Source organism: Pedobacter sp. MR2016-19 (assembly GCF_014947265.1).
Classification (GTDB): domain Bacteria; phylum Bacteroidota; class Bacteroidia; order Sphingobacteriales; family Sphingobacteriaceae; genus Pedobacter.
Genome location: NZ_JADCNK010000015.1, coordinates 1 through 25,430, shown reverse-complemented (window position 1 = coordinate 25,430; position 25,430 = coordinate 1). Strand labels below are relative to the sequence as shown.

Here is a 25,430-nt window from a genome sequence, read left to right as displayed (position 1 = left end):
TCATTATTTGAATTTAAAATTAAAATTAATCCCAAACGTACGCGTTGCAGGCAATGAAGCCCCTTCTATACCAGCATAACCAAGTGTGGGCGAAAACTGCGACTCGGGATCGATATTCTTACTGTATTTAAGTAACGTAAATAGGTTTCGGGCCACCAAATCAATCCCAATACTGCTAAAAGGTGTCCTTTTTAAAAAGTTGTTGCTAAAAGTATAGCCCAATGTGGCCTGTCTGAGTTTAACAAAACTACCATTGAGTACTGCTAAGGCAGAAATATTGGTGGCCAGTTCAGGGTAATAGGCATAAGCAGGAACGTTAATGGTATTTTTTTGTCCATTTTCCAATACCCCATCGGCTACAATACCGGTTTCTCTGCCCACCAGAGTTGCCTTATTTAAGCCAAGCACATAGCTATAATATTCTGTTGCGGATAGGATTTTATTGCCAAAGCGGTAATCGATCAAAAAAGAAAAACTAAACTGCTTGTAGTTAAAACTATTGGTTATCCCACCATACAAAGTAGGCATAGTACCACCCATTGGAATAAAATTACCCCGTTTAGGGATGCCATCGGATCCAATGATAATATTGCCTCTGGAATCGCGCAGATAATCGTAAGCCATAACCTGGGTAATGGGTTTGCCTACCACCAACGCAGTATTGGCGTTTAATGGCCTATAAGTACCCGTCAGCGTATAATTGCTATTGCCATCAATGGAGAGTAGTGTATTTTTTACCTTAGTAAGGTTAAGATTAATCTGCCACTTGCTGGTTGTGGTAAGGATTGGTGTGTAGCCTAAAGCAAGTTCAATTCCTGCATTACGGGTTTCACCAAGATTAACGTAAGCCGAGGTAAAACCTGTGGTAACCGACTGTTTTGCATTAATAATTTCATTGTGCGTAACGCGATTAAAATAAGTAAAATCAATATCCAACCGGCTGTTAAAAAATTTAAGGTCGAGACCTGCTTCTATTTCATTTAAGGTGAAGGGTTTTAAATTGTAGTTAGGTAAATCGCTGGAAAAGCCGCCAACAGGAATACCATTCACCTGATCATCTACTGTATAATAAATTTGTGTGGTATAAGGAACGATAGGTTCGCCGCTGGTTTTGGCAAAATCAACGCGCAGTTTACCAAAATTCAGAGCTTTTAATTTCAACAGATCTGAAAAAATAAAACTGCCCGATACCCCTGGCACAAAAATCCCACGGTTATTAGCAGGCAAGGTTGAATAGATATCGTACCGACCCGTAACTGAGAAATTAAGAAAATGCTGATAACTCAGGTCAGCTGTGTAATAAGCAGATTCTGTTACGATTCTCGATATAGCTAATGTTTTGGTACTGGTAATCAGATTTTCGGGAGTATATAAGTAAGGTACCTTAAATTGTGAGCCTTTTAACTTTTCGCTATTACCTTTTCTTTCACGGTAATTTGCGCCCATAGAAAGTTCGAGATTTAATTTATCGCTAAGATTCCGGGTGGCACTGAACAGGATATCGCTATTCAATTCAGAGGTAAGGTTCTGATCGTAGGCATTTATACCGCCCTGCCGGTTGATAGAAAAAGCAATTCCGGTAGGCAAAATGCTTACCAATTCATCCTTACTCGAATCGTAACCAATTCTTCCCTGAACAGATGCCCAACTGGCCAGTTGATACTTCAGCACTGCGGATGAAATATAGCGGTTGCGGCTGGCATAATCAGCTTGTTTATTCATCAAAAAATATGGATTGGTTTTGTATTCGTCGGCATTCCAGCGACTTTCGAAACCTGTTTCCGCATCAAAACCGGGTGCCAGAATCGATTGATCCAGGCTGGTAGCCAGGGCAGAAATTCCATAATTAGGATTTAATGGACCATCACTTAAGTAACTCTTGTTTTTATTCCATTCGTAAATATAATTGCCTGTTAAACTCAGCGATATTTTAGGGCTTAAGGCCACTGTGCCATAAAAATTTAACGTTTTACGGTTTAGTGCTCCATTGCTTAAAATAGAATTATAATCTAAATTGGAAACCGAAACCCGATAGTTATTTTTTGTATTTCCGCCAACAAGAGAAAGTGTATTGGTAAATGCCGGAGCAATACGGTAAAAAGTCTGGATATTATTTTTAACAGGAGCGTAAGGTCGCATAGAACCATCTACCTGAGGAGTTAATTTGCCATCCATCATTTCTCCCCAACTTAATAAACCGGTAGAAATGGCATTGTACAAATCGGCAGGACGTTTGTTCTGAGTTCCTTGCCCGTATAAATATTGAAAATCAGTTGAATTAACAGGAACATCGAAAGCCAGGTTGGTATTGTATTCAAATTTAGCTTTGGTATTTTCTCCTCCATCTTTAAGGTTAATAAGGATCACACCATTGGCGGCCCTGGCCCCATATAAAGCCGAAGCTGCCGATCCTTTTAATATGGTTATCGTTTCAATATCATCTGGATTAATATTACTGATCCCATCGCCATAATCGGCGCCACCGTACTCGTTGGCACTTCCCCTGATACTATTATCAATGGGTACACCATTTACGATAAATAATGGAGAGGCGGCAGTCATACTCGAAACACCCCTGATGAGCACGCGCGCAGCAGATCCCGGGCCACCGTTTACACCTGTAATATTTAGTCCGGCTACCCTCCCCTGCAGTGCCATAATCAGATTACTTTCTCTTGCTTTGGTAATAGATGAGCCTTTGATGGTGGTTAGGGCGTAACCCACCTTACGGTTATCCTTTTCGATGCCCAAAGCCGTAATGACCACCTCTTTTAAAAAACGAATACTATCTGTTTCCACCCCTCGCGCATTTTTTCTAATTACAATGAGATGATTGGGCAACAAGGAATAAGTGTAACCACTGTTGAGCAGAAGTTGATCAATCACTTTTACAGCTTCCTCTTTTTCTACCTTGATGGATACCTGATGTTTAGGAATTTTGGATTCGCTGTAGGCGAAATGATAAACAGTTTGCTGCTGTATAGCTTCCACAACCTGCTCAAAATTTGCCCCGTTAAAATTTAAGGTAACTTTAGTTTGCGCATTGGCACATAGCGGAAAAATCAATCCAATTAACAATATAATCCGCTGCACAAAATTCATGGCAACAAATATACATGGCTAAAGTATTATGTGCTAACGGTAGATATACACATTTTTGCCATTTACCGAATAATTGAAGTTATCGATAAGTTTTAGCACGTTTAAGGCTTCGGTAAGGCTTTCTTTTTCGAAATGACCGGTAAACTGTATTTCTTTTAGTTCTTGTTCTTTAAAGGATATTTTGATACCATACCAACGCTCAAAAAGTTTGGCTACTTCATAAAAACGGTTGTTTTTAAAGATCAGTTCATGGTTGAGCCAGGCCGTTTCAATTACTTTATCTGCTCCTGCCCCGCTGAAAAGCGTCAACCGACTTATGCTTCCTTTACCATCGGATAAAGTAAATTTATCATTTGGCTTTAAGATAAAAGTTTGTTTGATATTATTTTTAAGGGAAATAGATACCTTTCCTCTGATTAAGGTGGTTTCGGTAAAAGTATCGTTCGGGTAGGCTTTAACATCAAATGCGGTACCAAGTACTTTTACAGCCAACTGTTCGGTGTGCACGATAAAAGGGTGTTCAGGATCTTTTTTAACATTAAAAAATGCCTCACCCGATAAGTAAATATCTCTGGTACCGGCAGTAAAATGTTCCGGGTATTTTAAACTACTCCCCGAATTCATTTTTACGGTAGAGCCATCGGCCAGTACAATGGTTTTTACCTCGGCGGCTTTGGTTAGCGCCTGTGTTAATTCCAACCTATCTGTTTTATTAAAGAAAATCGCTTCTCTATTGTATACCAGTGCACCAGCAATCACAATAGCTACAACCGCAGCAATTTTTAGCCAGATATTATAAGGTTTATTTTTGATAACGGTTAAGCCCGGTTCTCCCGGAACTGTAATTTGAGCTTTGATCCGATTAAAAACCTGATCAACATTTTCATCCTCAACCGTTTCACCATTAAAATAAGTTTGTAACAGTTCATACTCCGTTCTATGCGAGGCGCTGCCAGCTAAAACAGATTTCAGTTCAATAGATTCATCCGGCGAAATTTCACCGGCCAATTGTTTTCCAAGCAATTCTGTAAATCTTTGATCTGTCATTTTTTTCCGTGCCTTTATTGTATGTTCCTTTTTCTGTTAAAATTGCCTACAAAAAATAAAAAAAGATAAAGTACCCGCTAAGATAATCAGGGAGATCATTTTTCCAAGTTTTTTTCCATCGGTTCCCTTATCGTTTAAGGGCTGTAATGCCATACGGAGTTTTGCAATGGCCCTGAATAATTGCGTTTGCACAGTTCTGGGCGAGATATTTAACAGTTCTGCTACTTCTTTATACTTCATTCCGCTTTCTTTTATTAACCTGAAAACAGTAGCTGCCTGTGGCGCCAAACTTGCAATGGCATGGTCGAGTTGTTGATGCAGTTCTTTAGTTTCGAGAATGTATTCTGGTGTATGAGTTGACACCGAAATATTATCCTCTTCATCTACTAAATCGATAAACGTAATGGAAGAATTTTTTTTAAGGTATTTAAGCGATTGATTTTTTACTGCAATAAAAAAATAACTTTCGGGATTTAAAACAGGAGTACTTGTCGACCGGTTTTCCCAGCATTTCACAAATATTTCGGCTACAAGATCTTCAGCAACCTGTTTATCATTCACATAATAAATGGAAAATTTGATTAACCTGCTGTATAGAAAGCGGTAAAGTTGCTCAAAAGATTTTATATCATCCTCAAGGCAAATCTTATTCCATAAAACGACTAGATCTGGCTTAGTTGCTTTCAACTTGGTTAGTTTGATTGAATCAAATGTAAGGTAATAAAAAATATTTCATAAAAAAATCTTCCTGCTGTAGGCAATTTAACAAAAAAAAGACTCTTCATTAGGTGCCACAATAAGACACAAACCAATTATAGATCTATTGAAGCAGAAAACAATGAATAAAAACAAATATGTACTGGGCATTGATATCGGCGGCTCGCACATTACAGCGGCGGTAATAGATATGCAGCAGCGCAATATCCTTAAAAATTCCTTTACACGTGAGCGTGTAGACTCTCATGGCTCAACAAAACAGATTATCCACACCTGGTGCAGTGTAATTAAAGCATCTTACAAAAAGGTAGATATTCAAATTGGCTGTTTAGGCATTGCTATGCCAGGGCCTTTCGATTATGACAACGGTATCTCTTACATTGCTGGCAATGACAAATATGCTGCATTTTATGGCCTGAATGTAAAAGAAATGCTGGCCAGCGAACTGCAGATTAACAGCGATCAGATTTTAATGAGCAACGATGCTGCCTGCTTTTTAGCCGGAGAGGTGTTTGCAGGCGAAGCACGAGCCTACCAAAACCTGGTTGGCATTACCCTGGGTACCGGACTCGGAAGTGCCGTGTGTAAAGAAGGAAAAATTACCGATGCCAACCTTTGGTGCTCTTCTTTTTTGAATGGTATAGCAGAAGATTACCTTTCTACCCGTTGGTTTTTAAAGCGTTATTATGAACTCACAGGCTTAAATATCCTAAACGTTCGTGAATTAACCTTACTTTATGAGGAGAACCAGACGGTGCGGAAAATATTTACAGAATTTAGCCATAATCTTGGCCTTTTCCTTAAAAATTTCCAACAAGATCATGTAGTAGAAGCAATTGTGATTGGCGGTAACATTGCCAATGCTTCCAACCGGTTTTTATCCAATGTGATTAAATACCTCGAGTCGCAAGGGATCAATACACCTATTCATATATCCAGGCTGAATGAAGATGCAGCATTAGTTGGTGCTGCGGGTTGTTGGGCAGTAGGTGCCGCTAACCTAACCGAATGAATTTGATTTTGATTACATATTACACTGCAAGCCAGAGGTAATTTATTGTAAAAAATAACCATATTATTAAGTAATCCCACAGCTGATTTTGATTGATGATTAGGAAATGGAGTTTCTGAGCTTTTGGCCACTACACTCCCGCTCATTACTCCCGACTTAACGTCGGGATTCATTCTAATCGGGTTTATGTACAAAGTTATGCGCCTTGAAAACAAACCGCTGTCCAATAAACCTGACAGCAGCGAGCATCACGATTCTTCATCGTGATAAAGCGGATGGCAGGACAACAGTACCTATGGAGTACTGACATTCATTTCCCAAAGAACACTGTTATTATGAATAATATTTTCGATTTAGTTTAAGCGTCTTCAACTACACTATCATGAATTGACTCATGGCACTTTTCTATGGTAATATGTAAATGATAGACGTTAGAAATTTCAAATACATCTGGAGAAATCTTTTTACATAATTCAAAGATTTCTCCATTTCGCTGCGCTTCAGTCGAAATGACGGCGATCGTCAAGAAAAAATATTTTAAAATATTTCATTTGCTTGTAGGCAATTTGTGTAAGCAAAATACTCTTATCTATAAAACAGTCCGGACGGAATCCGGAAGGCGGCAAACAATTAACCAAATACTTATTCAAAATTATTCATAATGAATATGAAAAAATCTCTACAGCTCACATGCTTATTGCTTTATGCATCGGCAGGTCTGTATGCAGCTACACCAGCAGATCATTTTAAACGTGCAGTTTCTTATCATTCCGTTTATCAGGATGTAATTAAAGGAACGGTAAAAGATGAAACCGGTAAACCGGTACCCGGCGTTACTATTACCATTAAAGGTGCACAAGGTGGAACACAAACTAATACTTCTGGCCAATATAGCATTGGAGCTAAAACAGGTGATGTTTTGGTATTCTCGTTTATAGGTTACCAGAGCAAAGAAATTACCGTTGGTACACAAAGTACTCTTGATGTATCGTTAACTCCAGATTCTAAAAACCTCGAAACCGTAGTGGTAACGGCATTGGGGATAAAAAGATCAGAAAAATCTTTAACATATACTACCCAACAGGTATCTGGCGAGGAACTGAATAAAGTGAAAAGCCCCAACCTGGTAAATTCATTAAATGGTAAAGTTGCCGGCATGACGATCAGTCCGAGTTCTTCGGGTGTTGGTGGTTCGGCCAAGGTAATTTTAAGGGGAAGCCGTTCGGTAAGCGGCAATAACCAGCCTTTATATGTAATTGATGGGGTGCCTATCAGCAATAACGGTAATGCCAATGCGCAACAGAACAGTATTTTTGGTGGCGGCCAGGACGGTGGCGATGGGATATCGAATTTAAACCCTGATGATATTGAAAGTTTAACCGTGCTTGAAGGTGCATCTGCAGCAGCACTTTATGGTAGCCAGGCACAGAATGGTGTAATTTTAATTACCACTAAACAAGGTAAAGCAGGTAAAACACAGATTGGTTTTTCGTCGAGTTTAACTTTTGATAAAATAGCCTACAAACCCGAATTTCAAAACAGTTATGGCCCTGCATCTACTACCACCAGAGACAGCTGGGGAGCAGCAATTAACAACACTACCGATAACCTTGATCAGTTTTTCCAAACTGGAACAAACGCAACCAATTCAATCAATTTTTCTGGCGGATCTGAAATTGCCCAAACTTATTTTTCTTATGCCAATACTTATGCAAGTGGCATACAGGAAGGTAATAAATTAAACAGGCATAATATTAACCTGCGCGAAACCGCCAAGTTTCTAAACAACAAATTAACGGTTGATGGAAATGTGAATTATATTAACCAACGCATAAACAATAGCCCATCAATTGGATTGTATAACAACCCTTTGGTTGGTCTTTATCTTTTTCCAAGAGGAGTTGATATCACACCTTATAAAGACAATTATCTGCTTGCAGGCAATGTAGGTACTGCCCGTCAGAACTGGTTAGGTGGCTCTGCAGATATTAACCAGAACCCATGGTTTTTAACCAACCTTAACCCAAACACAGCCATCAGAAACCGCTTTTTATTAAGTGGAAATGTGAAATATGAATTTACACCTTGGCTAAACCTTCAGGTAAGGGGAAATATAGACCGTACTACTGATGATTTCGAAAACAGACGCTATTCTGGTATCAACGGAAACTTTAACTCAAATGGCAAAGGATACTTATCGCAGAATACGCAAACTTTTATCCAAAAATATGCTGATGCGATATTAAATGTAACCGTGCCATTAAAAGGATCAGACTTTAAGATCAACGGATTAATTGGTGGTAGCATTAACGATCAGAAAACAACGGGATTATCTTTAGCAGGCGATTTAAGTGCGGTTGATTTATTTACACCAAATAATACCATTGTAGCAAATGCCGGCACTTATACTTCGGATATATTAAACACAACTAAAGCAAATGATGCTTTCCACAGCCAGTTACAAGCCGTATTTGCAAATGCGAATTTATCATATAAAGATTGGGCGTTCTTAACTTTAACAGGTAGAAACGACTGGTCTTCGAACCTTGCATTCACACCAAATATTTCCTATTTCTATCCATCGGTAGGTTTGTCATTTATTGTATCTCAAATGGCTAAACTGCCAGAGGCCATTACTTATGCCAAAATAAGAGGTACTTATGCCGAGGTGGGTAATGCAGTGCCACCTTACTTAACCTTTATCCAAAACACTTTGGGTAATGGTGGTGCACTTAACATTAACACTAACAGGGCATTTGCTGAGTTAAAACCAGAAAGAACAAAATCTTTCGAGATTGGAACAGACATGCGTTTTCTGGCCAACCGCTTAAACTTTAGCTTTACCTATTATAAAACAAACACCAAAAACCAATACATTCCGGTTAAACCAGCACCTTCTGGCCTTGTGGCTACAGGCTACCTAAATGCTGGCGATGTTCAAAATCAAGGTATACAGTTTACTTTAGGAGCTGACGTATTAAAAGGCGATGGTCTGAACTGGAATACAGCTATAAACGGATCACTAAACAGAAACAAAATTATTGATGTAGCCGCTTCACAGGGTCTAAATTCGATAGATTTAACAGGTGGTGGTAATAATGCATATATCTCGCGTATTGCAGCCGGTGGATCTTATGGCGATATTTATGGCTATACTTTGCAAAGAGATGCTAATGGCCGTATCATATTAAGTGGTGATGGAACAACTGCAAACCCTTATTTCCCGGTTAAAAGTGGAGATTATAGTCTGATTGCAAATGCAAACCCTAAATTTCAATTGGGTTGGAATAACAGTTTTAACTATAAAGACTTCAGCTTAAGCTTCCTGGTAGATGGTAAGTTTGGCGGTAAGGTACTTTCACTAACCGAAGCATTAATGGATCAGGCTGGTGCCTCAAAAGCATCAGGCGATGCAAGGGCACAAGGCGGTGTTAAAATTGATGGAGTAGATGCCAGCGGAAAAGCAGTTTCGGCTACCATTAATCCACAAAGCTATTATTCTTTCTTAGGTGATAGAAATGGTGTAACCGGCGAATATGTTTATAGTGCTACTGTTGTCCGCCTGCGCGAAGCTTCAATAGGTTACAACTTACCTTTAAAAGGAACATTTAAAAGCATGCGCCTTTCGCTAATTGGTAGAAACTTGTTTTACTTCTATAAAAAAGCACCTTACGATCCAGAGGTAACCATGTCTACCGGTAATGGTTTATCAGGAATTGACGTTTTTAACCAACCAGTTACCAGAAGTTTTGGTTTTAACCTTAATGTTTTATTTTAATCCGAACAAACATGAAATCGATATATCATTTATCACAACATAAAATTAAAGGCTTATCTTTAGTTTTACTTTTAGCCGCTGCAGGTTTAAACCAGGGCTGTAAGAAGAACTTTGAAAGTTTTAACACCAACGATAATTTACCAACTACAGAACAGAGTTTAGCTTTATTGCGATCAGCAATCGGGCCTATTCAGCAAAATATATTTTCCAACTACCAGATTGCTCAAAATTTAAGTTCTGATGCATTTAGTGGTTACATGATGCCTCCAACACCATTTGGCGGTGGGATCAACAACATGAACTATTCGCTTAATAACGGCTGGAATGAAACCGGTTTTAACGACCAGTATACCAATGTAATGGCACCAATTTCTAAAATTGCCATATCACCTTTAAAAACAACTGCGCCTGAATCGTGGGGTATATCACTTTTGGTACAGGTAATTGCAATGGATAGGGTAACCGATAAATTTGGCCCGATTCCTTATACGCAAGCAGGTAAATCATTGATTTCTCAACCTTACGATGACCAGAAAACCGTTTATAACGAATTTTTTAAACAGATTGATACAGCGGCAAATAATCTGCAAGCTTTTATCACAGCAAATCCGGGTAAAAAAGCCTATTACGATACCGGCGATCTGGTTTATAGTGGAGATGTTGCAAAATGGCTTAAATTAGCCAATTCGTTAAGGTTACGTTTGGCCATGCGCATTGTTAAAGTTGATCCGGCTACAGCAAAGTTGCAGGCAGAAAAAGCAATGGCTGCTTCAGGTGGATTGATGACTGTGCCAAGTGATAACGCAGCGGTTGCCCAATCGGGTAACAGAAATAACGACCTTTGGAATGTAACTGTAAATTACGATGGAGATAACGCCATGGGCGCAGCATTAGAATCATACATGGTGGGTTATGCTGATCCCCGCTTATCAATATACTGTACGCCGGCTACCGATCCTCTTTTTGCAGGAAAGTATGTAGGAATCAGATCAGGAGCCAATACTTCTTTTAATGGTTTGGGCAAAGCTGGTTACAAAACCTATTCGAGTTTAAATTCTTCTACTCCAGATAACTCAAAAGCACCTATAGGGCAAAAGGCGCCGCAAATATTAATGACGGCTGCCGAGGTTTGGTTTTTAAAAGCTGAAGCAGCTTTACGCGGCTGGACAGGTGCAGGAGATGCACAGACCAATTATGAAACTGGTATCACTACATCAATGCAACAATGGAATGCCAATATTGGCAATTATTTAGCTGATGCAACAAGTAAACCAACTGACTATGTAGATCCGAAAAACCCGGCTAACAATGCGGCTGCAGCAAGTACCATTACTGTTAAATGGGATGGAACTGCATCTAACGAAGTAAAATTAGAACGCATTATTACACAAAAATGGTTGGCTATTTTTCCTGACGGAGCTGAGGCATGGGCTGATTTCCGCAGAACTGGTTATCCAAAATTGTTTACAGTAGCCAACAATAATAGCGGTGGTACAATCAATACCCAATTACAAATTCGCAGATTGCCATATCCAACAGCAGAATACGGCAATGGAAATAAGGATGAGGTGCGTAAAGCAGTAACCTTACTTGGCGGACCGGACAACGGCGGCACCAGATTATGGTGGGACGTTAACAAAGCAAATTTTTAACACACAAATACCAGGTAGGATGACGAAAGTTATCCTGCCTTTTTTATATCAAACCAATTCTAACCATTTTTTTTTTAACCTATGAGAAAACTACCCTTTTCGGCGTATTGCTGTAAACTCAATTCGCTTTATTTATGCTTTTAGAGCAAGTTGATCTCTCTGAAAAAGCAAACCCATCCATCCTTCTAATTCCTGATTTACAGGATGAACATCAATAAAATATAATATCTCTCTGAATAAAAACCTATTTGTAGCGATTACAATCAATTTCTAACCAATTTAAAATAAAAATTATGACAACTACCAAATCGTTAACATGCAAAAATGTGGCATTAGCCCTTGCATTCTTTTTAACCGTTTCTATTAGCGGCTGTAAGAAAAAAGACATTACCCAGGATGAAACCCTAACTGGTCCGGCTAAAAAAGAATCAACCGCATCTCCGTCGGCAATCGGTGTAACTGGTCCAAAAGGTGTATGTTATGTAGAAGTTAACAATGCCGATATCCGAAACGTAGGAAAGTACAAACTTTCTACAGGGCAACAGCTGTTCGACATTGCGATTATTTTTGCTGCCAACATCAATTACAATACCTCAACCCAAAAAGCTGAATTGTTCTTCAACACAAATGTTTCCAATGTTTTGAATAATAAAACAACTTACATTAAACCTTTACAAGACAAAGGTATAAAAGTGCTGCTTTCCATTTTGGGCAACCACCAGGGTGCAGGCTTTTGTAATTTCACTTCTCAAGCCTCAGCACAGGCCTTTGCGCAGCAATTGGCAAATGCCGTTAATACTTACGGGCTTGATGGTATTGATTTTGATGATGAATATGCAGAATATGGTAATAACGGTACCGGCCAGCCAAATTCCAGTTCATTTGTATACCTCGTAACCGCATTGAGATCATTACTGCCGAACAAAATCATTTCATTTTACTTCTATGGCCCGGCAGCATCAAGATTATCATATAACGGTGTTACCGTAGGATCTAAAGTAAACTATAGCTGGAATGCCATCTACGGAAGTTATTCCGTTCCAAATATACCCGGATTGGCCAAAGCAAATCTTGGTCCTGCTGCAATAGATATTCAGGCTACCAGTTCATCTACAGCAGCATCTTTAGCTACCCAAACCGTTAATAATGGTTATGGAATTTACCTTTACTATAATTTACCCAACAGCGATGTGCATACTTATTTATCAAGCATATCAAGCAACTTATATGGTGGCAAAACCACGACATACACACCTTAACTGATAAATCATAAAACCTACACTTTAAGAGATATAATTTAACAAATCAGTAATCGCCATAAATATAACCAGTAGGACGGCATAAGCTGTCCTACTTTTTTTACATCCATCTTGTTGCATGCCACAACATTCAGTATTATATCGATTTAGCGATTTGCTTACTAACATACCATTTCTATCTTTGTAACCGTTATCTTTGCACGGATACAGCTATAAGTTTAAAAATTGTGATTTTTTTCATGATTGGAACAACAAAATTGTACCCGTTTTTGTCCCCTTTTTGGAATATGATGTGTAAAAACATCAATAGACACTATTTGAAGGTAGAATATAATTTTTAATTTTAAACGCTTAATTTTACCCGAATGGATATCTTATCATACCTGTTAGAACTCTTGCAGCAACGCAAAGAAGTTGGTATTACCGGCTTGGGCACCTTTTATAAAAAGAAATACCCTGGAAGATACGATAAGGAAAAACAAACGTTTTTACCTCCGGGCTATACCCTTCAGTTTTCTAGCGATTTAACCGAAGAAAAGGCGCTGGTAGATTTTATTGTCGCTAAAAGGAATATCTCTAACGAGAGTGCCAATTATTACATCACGCAGTTTGTTGAAGATGTAAAGCAAAAACTGGAACTTAACCATGAGGTCGAATTAGAAAATACCGGTCGTTTATTTTTTACTGAGCAGGGAATAAGTTTCGAACCGGTAAAAAACATGAACTATGGGTCTGAATTTTATGGACTTCCATCATTGGCAGAAACCGTAATTGAGGAAACAAAACCTGGTTTACCTCAACAAGAGGAAGAAGTTTTCGACGAAATTGCCGAAGCACCCGTTGCCCCTTCTCCTTTCGAAAACAAGTCTTATCAGCCTCCTGTTATTGAGAATATCGAACTTGATGAAGTTAAAGATGATCTTAAAAATACTTTAAAACATTCGGAAGAGGTTGTTGAAGCACCGGAATTTATAAAGGAACAACACGAAGAGCATCCAAACCGTTTTGGCCATACACCAGAATCGGAGGTAGAAAACATAGCTGCTGAACAACATGCAATAGAAACACCTGAATCTGCTGAAACACATGAGGAAGTAGCAAATACTATTGAAGAAGTAGCAATACCAGAATCGGTTGTAACACAACACGAAGAACACCCTAACCGTTTTGGTCATACGCCAGAATCAGAGGTAGAAAATATTGCTGCAGAACAACATGCTATAGAAACACCTGTATCTGCTGAAACGCAAGAGGAAGTAGCAAATACTATTGAAGAAGTAGCAATACCAGAATCGGTTGTAACACAACACGAAGAAAACCCTAACCGTTTTGGCCATACACCAGAATCGGAGGTAGAAAATACTGCTGCTGAACAAGATGCGATAGAAACACCAGAGGCTGACGATACACTAGAAGAAGTAAAGTCCACAGAAAATACTTCAGTGTCTACAGAAACCAAATCAGTTGAATTACCAGAAAAAGTTATCCAGGAAAGCGAACGACCAGGCCGCTTCTCGCTTAGATCAGAACCGGAGGAACCAAAAACATACATCAATTTAGAAGAAGAGGCTAAAAATGAAGAACCTGTAATTGAGGCTCCGGCGTTTATAAAAGAGCAACATGCAGAGCATCCTAACCGTTTTGGCCATGACCCAATTGAACATGGAAACGAAGCGCGCCAAGGTATGTCTACCTGGTTGATGATTACAATTGCAATTTTAGCTTTAGCTGTTATTGCAGCGATAACCTTTTTGGTTAAGCCCGAATTATTTACAGGCAAAAGTACTGAAGCAATAAAACCAGCACAAGTAATTGTCGATTCGCCAAAGGTTGCTGTTGATACCTTAAAAGCAAAACAGGATTCAACAGCCAAAACAGATAGCATTTTAAAAGCCAATCAGGTTCAGAAAAAAACCGATACGGTTAAAAAAACAGCATCAAAACCTGTAGCCAACCCTACTGTAGAAACACCAAAAGAAAATAAAATTGTACCAAACACTGGTCCTTCTACGTTTTATGTTATTGCAGCATCCTTTCAATCAGAGAAAAAAGCACTTGTATTTATTAAGCAAATGGAAAAAATCGGTTTAAGTGCCGAAATCGCAAAAGTACCTGGTCGTTTAAAAAAGGTAAGCATAGCGAGTTTTACAACTGAAAAAGAAGCTAAAGAACAGAAAGATATTTTACAGAAAAAACTAAAAGGAAAAGGCTATTTCGTACAACAAAAATCTAACAACACACAACCATAATGATAACTTTATTAATTCAGGACACCACACAAGCATTACAAGACACAGCAAATGCGGTTAACCAAGCAGTAACACAGCCACAGCCAGAACTACATTTTATCGATCTGCTTTTTAAAGGCGGTTGGGTAATGATCCCCTTGGTTTTTCTTGCTTTTTTAGCCTTGATTATTTTTGTTGAACGCTATTTAACCATCAAAAAAGCCACTAAAGATGAGGCTAACCTCATTGTACAGATCAGGTCTTATATCCAATCTGGAAATTTAGAAGGCGCAATGTCGCTGTTAAGAAATAATAACTCTCCCCTTTCGCGGATGTTGCAAAAAGGTTTAAAACGCATTGGTCGCCCAATTAAAGATATTGAAGGCGCGATTGAAAACGTTGGTAAATTAGAGGTTTCTAAATTAGAGAAGAACATCAGTATATTGGGTATTGTTGCAGGTATTGCACCTATGCTTGGTTTCGTAGGTACAATTGTGGGGGTAATTACCATTTTCCACCAAGTATCAATAAAAGGTGCGATTGAAATCGGTACTATCTCTGGTGGTTTATATACCAAAATGATTACTTCAGCAACCGGATTAATTATTGGTATCATCGCTTATGTACTGTACCACATTTTAAACATTATGGTTGAAAAAATCATTCTTAAAATGGAAACCGATGCAATTGATTTTATTGATTTATTAGAAGAACCAGGCAAATAATGAACTTACGTAAGAGAACAAAAGGATCGGTAGAAGTACATACTTCAGCGTTGAACGATATTATGTTCTTCCTGATGCTGTTTTTCTTATTGGCCTCTGCCGTGGTTAATCCTACAGTAGTTAAACTATTATTACCACAATCTTCAAGCGGACAGCAATCTACCGCCAAGAAAGCAGTTACGGTTACAATAGATGAAAACCTTAAATATTTCGTTGAAAAGAAACCGGTTAGTATTGAAGAATTAGAGCCTACGTTGGCATCATACCAAAAATTAGCACCAGATATGACCATTCTTTTATATGTATCGCGCAATGTGACATATCAGGAAGGATTTGTGGTAAATGATATTGCCAATAAACTGAAATTAAAACTTATTGTAGCCGTTGAGCCTAAAAAATAATGAACTACAAAGCACAAATACCTAACGAAGAAAATAATTACCCTAAAGCCATTGCCATAGCAAGCGGAATTATGGTTTTTTTATTATTGATCAGCTTTTTTATAGTGATTGGTTCTTTCCAGCCACCTGAAGAAGTGGGTATGGGCGGTATGGTTGTAAATTACGGTACTTCAGCAGAAGGAATGGGTGATGATTATACCAGCATTGAAGAGCCATCGGCTGATCCAAATGCAAATGGCAAGCCACCAGAAAAGGTAACACCAGAAGAAAAAGTTACACCAACTACCTCTACCGAAAGTAGCGATAAAGAAGTGCAGACACAAAATACTGAAGATGCTATTGCCGTAAATACTAAACCTACAAAACCAACTAAAGCAGCACCAACTCCGGTAACAGAAGACAAGCCGGCCAAACCGGTAATTAACCAGAATGCACTTTACAAAGGCAAAAAAAATACTGGTCAGGGGCAAGGAGACGGCACCGGAAAAACACCAGGTAACCAGGGCGATAAAGATGGCGATCCATTGGCTTCTAATTATGGAGAAGGTGGTTCCGGAAATGGTAATGTACAGTTATCATTGGCCAGCAGAAAATTTATCGATATCCCAAGGATACAGGATGATGGGCAAAGTGCAGGAAAAATTGCCGTTCAAATCCGGGTTGATAAAAATGGTAAAGTGGTTCAGGCCCGTGCGGGTGCAAAAGGCACTACCCTATCTGATTTAGCACTCTGGAGAAAATGTGAACAGGCTGTTTTAGGTGCGAGTTTAAATAAACTGGAATCAGCTCCCGATGTACAAACCGGAATTGTGATGTTTAACTTCAAAGTGAAATAAAAAATAAATTAAATAACCAAGGTCTGTGTCTTCACAGACCTTTTTTGTTAATATAAATATTTCCCTTGCCATGGTCTGTGTCTTCACAGAACACCACCTAGACTTCAGAAGTTCTCCCTCCCCCAAATCCCAAATTTCAAAACTTCGGAAGTCAATCTCATTTGAACTTCAAACGCCAATCCATTATATTTGACGCAAATTATGAACTACCAACAAACGCTTGAATTTTTATACAGTAAACTCCCGATGTTTACCCGCGTTGGTGCCTCTGCTTTCAAAAAAGATTTAACCAATACCATTATTCTTTGTGAGGCTTTGGATAATCCGCAAGATAAATTTAAGAGTGTCCATGTAGCGGGCACTAACGGTAAAGGATCTACATCACACATGTTAGCATCAGTATTGCAGGCACAGGGATACAAAACGGGGCTTTACACCTCTCCCCATTTAAAAGATTTCCGCGAACGCATTCGCATCAACGGAAAAATGATGAGCAAAACGGAAGTGGTATCGTTCGTAAAAGATCAACAAAAATTGATCGAAAAAACTGAGCCTTCTTTTTTCGAGGTCACCGTTGCCATGGCATTCGATCATTTTGCCAAACATCAGGTAGATGTAGCTGTAATCGAAGTGGGTTTAGGCGGAAGGTTAGATTCTACCAATATCATTACACCACAAATTTCGGTCATCACCAACATCAGCCTCGATCATATGAATATGCTGGGCAATACCCTGTCCGAAATTGCAGGTGAAAAAGCAGGCATCATTAAAAAGAATATTCCGGTAATAATTGGCGAAACCCAGGAAGAATCGGCACCGGTTTTTATCAAAAAAGCCAAAGCTGAGGGCGCTCCTATTGTTTTCGCTGATCAAGTGTTAACTGCCCAGGATTTTAAAATAAAAAACAGTAAACTTTCTTTATCCGTTTATCAGGATGGTAAAATCAAATACAAAGATCTTCAAAGCGACCTTACCGGTGTTTATCAGTATAAAAACATCCTAACCGTTTTAGAAACTCTGGCAGTACTGAACGAGAAAACTGAAATAAAAACCGATCAGGAAAGTATTTATAAAGGAATAAGCCAGGTAAAAAAACAAACCGGTTTGCAGGGCCGTTGGCAAACTTTATCTAAAAATCCTTTAGTCATCTGCGATACCGGCCATAACGAAGCGGGAATTAAGGAGGTAATCAAAAACATTACACAAACTCCATATCAAAACCTGCACATTGTTTTCGGTATGGTAAACGATAAGGATATTTCGAAAGTGTTGTCTCTTATGCCAAAAAATGCCATTTATTATTTTTGCAAACCTGATTTAGAACGTGGTTTAGTTGCTAACGCACTAAAAGAACAGGCGGCAGCATTTAACTTAAACGGATACATTTATGCATCAGTTGCCGAAGCAAAAGCATCTGCTATTCAGGCAGCCGGCACAAATGACCTTATTTTTATAGGTGGAAGTACATTTGTAGTGGCCGAAGCGATATAAAATCTTTACATAAACTTCAAATTAGCTTTATCTAAATTGATTACTTTAGCCATTTAACTAAAACACAATGAATAAAATATCCCGTTTAATCTTTACCATTTCTATTTTTTCGATCTCACTTTCCTCAGCTCAAACCAAAAAACCTACCGCAGTACCTTCAAAAGCATTTCCAGCTGAGGTTGCACGCCCTAAATTGGTGGTTGGCTTAGTGGTCGACCAAATGCGTTGGGATTATTTATACCGCTACTATAACCGCTATAGCAATGGCGGATTTAAAAGATTAATCAACGAGGGTTTTTCTGTGGAAAATACCTTCATCCCCTATACCCCAACTTATACTGCATGTGGCCATACTTGTATTTACACGGGTTCCGTTCCGGCTGTTCATGGTATTATCGGTAACGATTGGTACGATCCTGAAACCAAAAAGAGTGTGTATTGTACAGAGGATTCTTCGGTATCTACTGTTGGCAGTACCCCGTCATCAGAAGGTAATATGTCGCCAAAAAATATGCTAACCACAACCATTACAGACGAGTTGAGATTAGCCACTAACTTTAAAGGCAAAGTAATCGGAATTTCATTAAAAGATAGAGGTTCCATCCTTCCGGCCGGCCACGCGGCAAATGCAGCATATTGGTACCAGGGTAGTACCGGAAACTGGATTACCAGCACCTATTATATGAAAGAAGTGCCCACCTGGATTGCCGATTATAATAAACTGAAACTAGCGAACAAGTTTTATGCAAAAAACTGGGAAACTTTATACCCCATCAATACCTATGTAAACAGTACCAAAGATGAGAATGCTTACGAAGGTAAATCAAGCACATTTCCACACCAATTAACGCAAAACGTTGATAAAAATTTCGATGCCATCAGAAGCACCCCTTATGGCAATACCATTACTTTAGATCTGGCCAAATTAGCCATCCTATCAGAAGATTTAGGTCAGGATAATATTACAGATTTCCTGGCGGTTAGCTGCTCATCTACCGATTATGTTGGTCATGCCTATGGTCCGAACTCTGTAGAAGCAGAAGATACTTATTTACGTTTAGACAAAGATTTCGAAGAGTTTTTCAACTACCTGGATAAAAAAGTAGGTAAAGGAAATTATACCGTATTTTTAACTGCTGATCATGGAGCTGCGCATGTACCAGGTTTTATGCAGGAGAACAAATTACCTTCAGGCGTAGTGAGTGACCATGATATCGCAGACAAATTAAATGCTTACTTAAATGATAAATTTAAAGTAAATAATGTGGTTTTAAGATCGATGAACAACCAGATCATTTTCGATCATGATAAAACCGACAAAGGTGATGTGAGTTTCGATGTAATTAAATCAGCATCAGTAGAATTCTTAAAAAGGTTAGATGGTTTCCAGAATGCAGTTGATATTGCTAAAATATCACAGGCTACAATTCAGGAAATCCAGAAAAAAATGATTACCAACGGATACAATGCACGTAGAAGTGGTGATATCTATTATGTTTTACAACCAAACTGGTTTAACGGTAGCAGTACAGGTACAACCCATGGAAACTGGAACCCATACGATTCACGCATTCCATTGGTTTTTATGGGCTGGGGAATCAAATCAGGCGCTTCTAATAAAACACATTACATGACCGATATTGCACCAACGCTGGCTGCGCTGCTCCATATTCAGATGCCAAATGGTAATGTTGGAGAACCAATCACAGAGATTACAAACAAATAATTTAAGGAAACTATGCTCACCAGCATAGTTTTTTTGTTTATAGATATTTAGAATGATAGCTTACCACTAACATGAACTTAGTCGACTTAGGTGGTAGAAAAACGGAAACAACTAATTATTCTCAACCAACTTAGTCACCTTAGCACACCTAAGATTATATACACTGATTTCGCATTGAGCTTATATGGTCTCAAATGTCTTATATGGTAAAAAATAAACTATATTTTATCTTAACATCATGTCAACATACACCGCTACCAAACTTACGCCCATGCTCGAATCTCATGATATGCAAGAAACGCTAAAATTCTATACCGAAATTTTAAACTTCACCTGTGCATCAAAATTCGACGACCTGAGTTGGTTAACCCTCCGCAAAGATGAGATAGAAATCATGTTCTGTAGCCCTAACGAGCATCGCAATATACCAAAACCGATCATGAGTGGTTCACTTTACATTAAAACAAACGAGGTAACAGCACTCTGGGAAAGTTTAAAAGATCATTGCAAAATTTGTTATCCGCTTGAAGATTTTGACTACGGCATGAGGGAGTTTGCCATTTACGATAATAACGGTTATTTACTGCAGTTCGGGCAAAATTTGTAACTGAACCAAAAGCCATAACGGTATAGGGTATTCATGCTTTAAGCTGCTTAATTTAGTACATTTGCATACCAAATATATTTGGAAACAATGATCGGTAACCAGAGCATACCGATCGTTAAAATCCTATAGTATGCAACAATTAGAAATCTATAAGCCTAAAAATAAAATCCGTTTTGTAACCGCTGCATCTCTTTTCGACGGACACGACGCCACCATCAACATTATGCGCCGTATCCTCCAATCTTCAGGTGCTGAAGTCATCCATCTTGGCCACAACCGATCGGTTGATGAAGTGGTAAACTGTGCCATTCAGGAAGATGTTCAGGGCATTGCAATGACCTCCTATCAGGGTGGACACATCGAATACTTTAAATACATGCACGATCTCCTGCAAGAAAGAGGTTCAGGACATATTAAAATATTTGCAGGTGGTGGTGGCGTAATCTTACCTTCTGAAATTGAAGAACTCCAGGCTTACGGAATTTCTAAAATTTACTCTCCTGATGATGGCCGTAAGATGGGGTTGCAGGGCATGATCAATGATATGCTGATCCAAACCGATTTTGTTACCAAAGCCAATATCACTAACGAGCTCGAAACCATTCCAACAAAAGATATTAAAGCCATCGCCGGAGCCATTACCGTTGCAGAAAATGATCCTGAAGGTGCCCAGAAATTTGTTGATGAATTAAAGAAACTCTCCAAAAATAATACCGCCCCTATTTTAGGGATTACCGGAACTGGCGGTGCCGGAAAATCGTCTTTAGTAGATGAGCTGGTTCGGCGTTTTTTGGTAGAAGTGAAAGATAAAACTTTAGCGATCATATCAGTAGATCCATCAAAAAGAAAAACAGGAGGTGCGTTGCTTGGCGACCGTATCCGCATGAACGCGATCAATAATCCACGGGTGTACATGCGCTCTTTAGCCACCCGTCAGGCTAACCTTGCTTTATCTAAAAATGTACAGGAAAGTATCGATATCTGTAAAGCAGCCGGTTATGATTTAATTATTGTAGAAACTTCGGGCATCGGCCAATCGGATACTGAAATTACCGAACATTGCGATGTTTCGCTTTATGTAATGACGCCTGAATTTGGTGCAGCTACGCAGTTAGAAAAAATTGACATGTTAGATTTCGCTGATCTGGTAGCCATTAATAAATTCGATAAAAGAGGTGCTTTAGATGCCTTGCGCGATGTGCGTAAACAATATAAACGCAACCATAATATTTTCGATGCCAAAGATGACGAAATTCCTGTTTACGGCACCATGGCTTCTCAATTTAACGATCCGGGAATGAACAACCTGTTTGTGGCCTTAATGGAACAGATTAAATTAAAAACCGGAACCGATTTTAAGGCCAAAATGGAGTTAACTTCCGATCAATCGGAGAAGATTTATATTATTCCACCTGATCGCATCCGCTACCTGGCAGAAATTGCCGAAGCAAGCCAGACATATAACGAATGGGTAGATAAACAATCTACCATTGCCCGTAAAATGTACCAGCTTAAAGGTGTAATCGATTTATTAAGCGAGAATAATTCCCCTCTTCCTGAGGGGGGTCCGCAGGACGGGGTGTCAAAAAGCCTAAATGCAACCTATGAATTCTTTGAAGAGCAATTAGATGGCGAATGCAAACGTTTACTCCGCCAATGGCCAGAAACCAAAAGAGCTTACAAAGAAGAGTTTTTCATTTATAAAGTCCGGGATAAAGAAATTAAACAACCTTTATTTTACGAATCACTTTCCAAATTGAATATCCCAAAAGTAGCCTTACCAAGATATGAAGATTGGGGTGATATTTTAAGGTGGCTGTTAACCGAAAATCTTCCAGGCGAATTTCCTTATGCGGCAGGCGTATTTCCTTTAAAAAGAGATGGTGAAGACCCAACCAGGATGTTTGCCGGAGAAGGTGGGCCCGAACGGACCAATAAACGTTTTCATTATGTTTCTCTAGGTCAGCCGGCGCACCGCTTATCTACAGCTTTTGATTCTGTTACCCTTTATGGCGAAGATCCACATATCCGCCCCGATATTTATGGGAAAATCGGAAACTCGGGTGTAAGTATTGCTACTTTGGATGATGCAAAAAAATTATACTCAGGTTTTGACCTTTGTGCACCATCCACTTCAGTATCTATGACTATCAATGGCCCCGCACCAATGTTATTGGGCTTTTTCATGAATGCCGCAATTGATCAGCAATGCGAAAAATACATTATTGAAAATGGTTTAACAGAAGAAGTTGAGGCTAAAATCGCTTCAATTTACAAAGCAAAAAATATAGAAAGGCCATCATACAATGGTGTACTTCCGGAAGGAAACAACGGCTTAGGTTTAATGCTTTTAGGTGTTACGGGTGACCAGGTTTTACCTGGCGATGTTTATGCCAACATAAGGGCAAAAGCAATCAGTTCAGTTAGAGGAACCGTTCAGGCCGATATTTTAAAAGAAGATCAGGCACAGAATACTTGCATATTTTCAACAGAATTTGCCTTAAGGATGATGGGCGATATCCAGAAATATTTCATTGATGAAAAAGTAAGGAATTTCTATTCCGTATCCATTTCTGGCTATCACATTGCCGAAGCTGGAGCTAACCCCATTTCACAACTGGCCTTTACCCTAAGCAACGGATTTACCTTTGTAGAATATTATTTAAGCAGGGGCATGCATATTGATGACTTTGCACCTAACTTATCTTTCTTCTTCTCCAATGGAATTGATCCTGAATATGCCGTTATCGGTCGCGTAGCCAGAAGAATTTGGGCCAAAGCCATCAAGAATAAATATAAAGGGAACGATCGTTCACAGAAGCTTAAATACCATATTCAAACCTCTGGTCGTTCGTTACACGCCCAGGAAATCGATTTTAACGATATCCGAACCACCTTACAGGCACTATACGCCATTTACGATAACTGTAATTCACTTCACACCAATGCCTATGATGAAGCCATTACCACGCCTACCGAAGAATCGGTTAGAAGGGCAATGGCAATCCAACTGATCATTAACAGGGAATTAGGCCTGGCCAAGAATGAAAATCCGCTACAAGGCGCTTTCATTATAGAAGAGCTGACTGATCTGGTTGAAGATGCTGTTCTCACCGAATTTAAACGTATAAACGATCGCGGTGGTGTATTAGGTGCGATGGAAACCATGTATCAACGCGGAAAAATCCAGGAAGAAAGTTTGTATTATGAAACCCTGAAACATACCGGCGAATATCCAATTGTAGGTGTAAATACCTTTTTAAACAAAAATGGCTCGCCTACTATTGTTCCCGGCGAAGTAATCCGTGCTACTGAAGAGGAAAAGCAGTACCAGATTTCGGCATTGCAGAAATTTCAGGACCGTAATGCAGACCGTTCAGCAGATTTACTGAAACAATTGCAAAAATCAGCCATTGCAGGCGATAACATCTTCCAACAGTTAATGGAAACCTGTAAAATCTGCTCTTTAGGTCAAATTAGCAAAGCCCTTTACGAGGTAGGTGGACAATACAGAAGAAACATGTAATAAAAAAAGCCCTTATCGATTTGATAAGGGCTCATATATTTTATAACTAAAGATTTAAATATCCTAGCCAGCAATCCAGCTAAATTTATAATCAATGGTTGGTGTTTTCATACGCTCTGCAACACGTAATAAACGCGAAGGTAAAGCCATAATATAATCGCGGGCTTTTTCACCAGCCTCATTTAGATCGCGCATCCCTTCAATTTTCCAGTCTTCAATCAACTGTTGCATAATTTCAACATAATCAATTGCGGTATAAACGCCTAAACGCTGTGCAGCGTCGGTAAAGTGACCAAAAGTCTGACCGATCTTTAAACCTACCTCACGTAAGAAATGTGCTGGCATTACAATTTTCTGGCGCATCATATCTTCAAAAGCTAACATCGCTTCATTAGGATCAACCTCAAAAATGCGGTTCATGAAATCTTTATAAGCCTTAGCGTGTCTGGCTTCATCAGAAGCAATCACACCACACATTCTAGACAATAAAGTATCGCCATCCTTTTTAGCTAGAGAAGCTACCCTTCTATGCGAAATATTGGTTGCCATCTCCTGGAAAGAAGTATAGATAAAGTTACGGTATGGATCATGACCAGTTCCGATGTCGAAACCATCAGCGATAAGATATTGAGTAGAAATTTCCATCTGACGCATATCTACACGACCTGACAGATATAAATATTTATTTAACAAATCACCATGACGGTTCTCTTCAGCAGTCCAATGTCTGTTCCATTTCATCCATCCACCATCTTCTTTCATGCTTGGACCCTGTACCATGGCTAACCACGATTCGTAAGTAGGCAATGCTTCTTCTGTAATCGTATCGCCAATTAATACGGCTACAAGATCGTAAGAAAGATCCTTTGCATTATCCCTTAATATTCTAATATCTTGATAAAATGTTTCGCTAGTAGAATCAGGAAGAAAATCAGATGGTTGCCAGTTAGTATCAATTGGTTTAAGATAGGTATCCATCATCTCCAGCATATACTTTTCTATATGCACCATTACTTCCCTTCTTTTATCTGCAAAAAAACTCATTATTTGTATTTATATATTGTTAACAACAAAGATAACCAAATATTGCGGCAAACCTTATGATATTAACATATTTAGCGCTAAATCAGTTTTAAATGTGATCAAAATCAGTAAGATACTCTTAAATGGCACACTATAGACTGTAGGTGATGAATTTAATATAATCAGTCTCAGCTGCTTTTTATTTTTTTGGAGCGCAGTTTTCTTGTGCATTTAGCTTGCGTTCGGTCCTGCTGTACGCTCAATCCTTTTGGGAAATCATTCTAACATAAGCAATCGATT

The 25,430-nt window shown here is 38.9% G+C and carries 16 protein-coding genes; 12 read left to right on the top strand and 4 right to left on the bottom strand.

Features of this window, described 5'->3' with window-relative positions; all coding sequences use genetic code 11:
- Nucleotides 1-3 precede the first annotated feature (3 nt).
- The 3 genes from IM793_RS17585 to IM793_RS17575 are packed head-to-tail and all read right to left on the bottom strand — an operon-like array spanning nt 4 to nt 4,836.
- Complete coding sequence (locus IM793_RS17585; RefSeq protein ID WP_193423597.1) at nt 4-3,102, bottom strand: SusC/RagA family TonB-linked outer membrane protein; 3,099 nt, start codon at nt 3,100-3,102, stop codon at nt 4-6.
- 33 nt (nt 3,103-3,135) lie between these two features.
- Nucleotides 3,136-4,149, bottom strand: coding sequence for a FecR family protein (locus IM793_RS17580; RefSeq protein WP_193423595.1), 1,014 nt, complete (start codon nt 4,147-4,149; stop codon nt 3,136-3,138).
- Nucleotides 4,150-4,185: 36 nt separating this feature from the next.
- Nucleotides 4,186-4,836, bottom strand: a complete 651-nt coding sequence (locus IM793_RS17575; protein ID WP_193423594.1) for an RNA polymerase sigma-70 factor — start codon at nt 4,834-4,836, stop codon at nt 4,186-4,188.
- 151 nt (nt 4,837-4,987) lie between these two features.
- Between IM793_RS17575 and IM793_RS17570 the strand changes: the two genes are divergently transcribed.
- The 12 genes from IM793_RS17570 (at nt 4,988) to IM793_RS17515 (ending at nt 24,107) form a co-directional block, all read left to right on the top strand.
- A complete protein-coding gene (locus IM793_RS17570) occupies nt 4,988-5,878 on the top strand; it encodes an ROK family protein (protein WP_193423593.1) in 891 nt (296 codons plus the stop codon).
- Nucleotides 5,879-6,545: 667 nt separating this feature from the next.
- Nucleotides 6,546-9,656, top strand: coding sequence for a SusC/RagA family TonB-linked outer membrane protein (locus IM793_RS17565; RefSeq protein ID WP_193423592.1), 3,111 nt, complete (start codon nt 6,546-6,548; stop codon nt 9,654-9,656).
- 11 nt (nt 9,657-9,667) lie between these two features.
- Entirely contained in the window at nt 9,668-11,308 is a 1,641-nt protein-coding gene (locus IM793_RS17560) for a SusD/RagB family nutrient-binding outer membrane lipoprotein (protein ID WP_193423591.1), read from the top strand.
- A 293-nt stretch (nt 11,309-11,601) separates the two neighbouring features.
- Nucleotides 11,602-12,567, top strand: a complete 966-nt coding sequence (locus IM793_RS17555; protein ID WP_121287255.1) for an endo-beta-N-acetylglucosaminidase H — start codon at nt 11,602-11,604, stop codon at nt 12,565-12,567.
- A gap of 365 nt (nt 12,568-12,932) precedes the next feature.
- Entirely contained in the window at nt 12,933-14,816 is a 1,884-nt protein-coding gene (locus IM793_RS17550) for an SPOR domain-containing protein (protein ID WP_193423590.1), read from the top strand.
- Nucleotides 14,816-15,520, top strand: coding sequence for a MotA/TolQ/ExbB proton channel family protein (locus IM793_RS17545; protein ID WP_132395340.1), 705 nt, complete (start codon nt 14,816-14,818; stop codon nt 15,518-15,520). The genes IM793_RS17550 and IM793_RS17545 overlap by 1 nt, the downstream gene beginning before the upstream one ends.
- A complete protein-coding gene (locus IM793_RS17540; RefSeq protein ID WP_193423589.1) occupies nt 15,520-15,921 on the top strand; it encodes a biopolymer transporter ExbD in 402 nt (133 codons plus the stop codon). Before IM793_RS17545 ends, IM793_RS17540 begins: the two co-directional genes overlap by 1 nt.
- Nucleotides 15,921-16,757 (top strand): energy transducer TonB, encoded by an 837-nt coding sequence (locus tag IM793_RS17535; protein WP_193423587.1) that lies wholly within the window; start codon nt 15,921-15,923, stop codon nt 16,755-16,757. Before IM793_RS17540 ends, IM793_RS17535 begins: the two co-directional genes overlap by 1 nt.
- Nucleotides 16,758-16,958: 201 nt before the next feature.
- Nucleotides 16,959-18,248, top strand: a complete 1,290-nt coding sequence (locus IM793_RS17530) for a folylpolyglutamate synthase/dihydrofolate synthase family protein (protein WP_193423585.1) — start codon at nt 16,959-16,961, stop codon at nt 18,246-18,248.
- 67 nt (nt 18,249-18,315) lie between these two features.
- Nucleotides 18,316-19,974: an alkaline phosphatase PafA gene (pafA, locus tag IM793_RS17525; protein WP_193423583.1), complete on the top strand. Its 1,659-nt coding sequence runs from the start codon at nt 18,316-18,318 to the stop codon at nt 19,972-19,974.
- Between the two features lie 238 nt (nt 19,975-20,212).
- Nucleotides 20,213-20,581, top strand: coding sequence for a VOC family protein (locus tag IM793_RS17520; protein ID WP_193423581.1), 369 nt, complete (start codon nt 20,213-20,215; stop codon nt 20,579-20,581).
- A 130-nt stretch (nt 20,582-20,711) separates the two neighbouring features.
- On the top strand, nt 20,712-24,107 hold the full coding sequence (locus IM793_RS17515) for a methylmalonyl-CoA mutase family protein (protein WP_193423579.1): 3,396 nt from the start codon (nt 20,712-20,714) through the stop codon (nt 24,105-24,107).
- Between the two features lie 63 nt (nt 24,108-24,170).
- Here IM793_RS17515 and IM793_RS17510 read toward each other — a convergent pair whose 3' ends face one another.
- Entirely contained in the window at nt 24,171-25,151 is a 981-nt protein-coding gene (locus IM793_RS17510; protein WP_193423578.1) for an acyl-ACP desaturase, read from the bottom strand.
- Between the last annotated feature and the right edge of the window lie 279 nt (nt 25,152-25,430).